The organism is Oscillibacter sp. CU971, assembly GCF_905219725.1.
In the GTDB taxonomy this organism is placed as follows: domain Bacteria; phylum Bacillota; class Clostridia; order Oscillospirales; family Oscillospiraceae; genus Oscillibacter.
This window is the reverse complement of record NZ_CAJMXG010000369.1, coordinates 1-2317: the sequence shown is the minus strand read 5'-3', so window position 1 is coordinate 2317 and position 2317 is coordinate 1. Positions and strand designations below refer to the sequence as shown.

General features: G+C 60.3%; 3 protein-coding genes and 1 pseudogene. 1 reads left to right on the top strand and 3 read right to left on the bottom strand.

The annotated features are described in order from the left end of the window. A pseudogene (locus JX325_RS15505) lies at positions 1 to 191 on the top strand (multidrug ABC transporter ATP-binding protein); the annotation flags it as partial. 108 nt (positions 192 to 299) lie between these two features. Here the strand turns inward: JX325_RS15505 and mnmA are convergent. The 3 genes from mnmA to JX325_RS15490 all read right to left on the bottom strand — a co-directional run. Continuing rightward, positions 300 to 1415, bottom strand: coding sequence for a tRNA 2-thiouridine(34) synthase MnmA (gene mnmA, locus JX325_RS15500; RefSeq protein WP_204791959.1), 1116 nt, complete (start codon positions 1413 to 1415; stop codon positions 300 to 302). Continuing rightward, the gene (gene nifU, locus JX325_RS15495) at positions 1363 to 1794 is read right to left on the bottom strand and encodes a Fe-S cluster assembly scaffold protein NifU (protein WP_204791958.1); all 432 of its coding nucleotides are present in this window, start codon (positions 1792 to 1794) and stop codon (positions 1363 to 1365) included. The genes mnmA and nifU overlap by 53 nt, the downstream gene beginning before the upstream one ends. A gap of 16 nt (positions 1795 to 1810) precedes the next feature. Continuing rightward, positions 1811 to 2317: aminotransferase class V-fold PLP-dependent enzyme (locus JX325_RS15490; protein WP_204791957.1), on the bottom strand; the 507-nt coding region annotated here is incomplete at its 5' end.

Sequence of the window (2317 nt, the reverse complement as noted above, 5' to 3'; positions counted from 1 at the left end):
ACATTCTTATATTGGATGAGCCGATGAATGCGCTTGATAGCAATGGTGTTGAAGATATAAGAATGGTTTTATTAAAGATGAAGGAAAACGGTAAATTGATCATCATCGCAAGCCATGTTCGGGATGATATTGACATTCTATGTGACGAAGTGCATGGAATGGAGGGGGGGATTTTGAAGAAAATACGTTAATGTGAATTACATACGGATGGACCCCTAGGAAAATAAAGACAGAAATCGTGACTGTCTCTCCGTTCTCTATCATCTCAGCCAGAGCCGTGCCGCCTCTTCGCCATTTTTCTAGGCCGAGGGGAGAATCTCGCCGCCGCCCAGCACGGTGTCTCCCTCATAGAGCACAGCCGCCTGGCCCGGCGCGGGAACCCGCTGGGGTTCGTCAAATACCACGCACACCCGGCCTTTTTCGGCGGGATAAGCCGTGGCAGGCAGCTCCTTTTGGGTGCTTCTCAGCTTGACGCCGCAGGGAAACGGCCGCTCCTGAGCCGTCCCGGAAATCCAATGAAACGCTCCCACTTCCATCCAGGCCCGGAGCAGCGCCTCTTTTCCGCCCAGGGTAACGGTGTTGTCCCAGACCGAAATCCCGCAGACATAGAGAGGCTCTCGCGCGGAAACGCCGAGTCCCCGCCGCTGGCCGATGGTATAGCGGACAATGCCCCGGTGCGTTCCCAAGACTCTTCCGGCGGTATCCACAAAGTTCCCCGGGACAGCGGCGTTGCCGGAAATTCGCTCCACGGCGGCGGCATAGTCCCCGTCTGGGGCGAAACAAATATCCTGGCTATCCCGTTTTCTCGCATTGGCGAGTCCGGCTTCCCAGGCAGCTTTGCGGACTTCGGACTTTTGGTGCCCTCCCAGAGGGAACAGGGTATGGGCCAGCTGGTCCTGGGTCATGCCGTAGAGAAAATAGCTCTGGTCCTTGGATTCGTCCAGGGCTTTTTTCAGGGCATAGCGCTGCCCCTGCCGTTCAATTCTCGCATAGTGCCCGGTAGCGAGATAGTCAAANCCCAGGATCCTGGCCCGGTCCAGGAGCTTCCCGAATTTCAGATACCGGTTGCAGTCGATGCAGGGATTGGGCGTCAGGCCGCTTTCGTAACCGGCGGCGAACTTCTCCATCACCGCCGCCCGAAAGGCATCCTTGAAGTTGAACACCCAGTGGGGAATCCCCAGNCGGNAGGCCGCCGCNCGGGCGTACTCCACGTCCTCCAGGGAGCAGCACGTCCGGCGGCTGAGTCCCGCATCCCCGCTGTCAAAGAGCTTCATGGTGCAGCCCGCGCAGTCATAGCCCCGCCGCTTCAGCAAGAGNGCGGCAGCGGAAGAGTCAACGCCGCCGCTCATCGCGACCAGGACTCTACCTCCCACAGCCTTCACAGTGGGCGCAGTCCGGGAACTGAGCCGGATCATAGGCAATGCCCTGGCGGTCGTAGTAGTCTTTCAGCGCCGCCTTGATGGCCTCCTCCGCCAGGACGGAGCAGTGGAGCTTGTGGGCCGGGAGGCCGTCCAGGGCCTCCGCCACGGCCTTGTTGGTCAGGGCTATGGCCTCGGACACCGGCTTTCCCTTGATGAGCTCCGTGGCCATGGAGCTGGAGGCGATGGCGCTTCCGCAGCCGAAGGTCTCGAATTTCACGTCCTCAATAACGCCGTCCCGGATTTTCAGATAGATCTTCATGATGTCTCCGCATTTGGCGTTGCCCACTTCTCCCACGCCGTCGGCGTTTTCGATGGTCCCCACATTTCGGGGATTGCGGAAATGGTCCATCACTTTTTCACTGTATAAAGCCATGATTTGATTCCTCCTCTTAGATGATATGCGGCGCTTTGCCGCTCTCCAGGTCCCGCCAGACGGGGGACATACTCCGCAGATACGAAACTGCGTCCCGGACGGCTTCGATCAAATATTCAATTTCTTCCTCCGTCGTCTCCTCGCTGATGGTCAGGCGCAAGGAGCCATGGGCGATCTCGTGGGGCCGCCCGATGGCCAGCAGCACATGGCTGGGGTCCAGGGACCCGGAGGTACAGGCGGACCCGGAGGAGGCGCAGACCCCCTTGTCGTCCAGCAGGAGCAGCAGGGATTCTCCCTCGATGCCCTCGAAACAGAAGTTGACATTGCCGGGGAGCCGCTTCGCCGGGTCGCCGTTCAGGACGCTGTGGGGGATCTCCGAGAGGCCCGCCATGAGCCTGTCCCGCAGGGCGGAGACCCGGACGGCGTTCTCCGTTAGATGGGCGCAGGCCTCCTCCAGCGCCGCCGCCATGCCCGCGATGGCGGGGACGTTCTCCGTCCCGGCCCGCCTGCCCCGCTCCTGGGC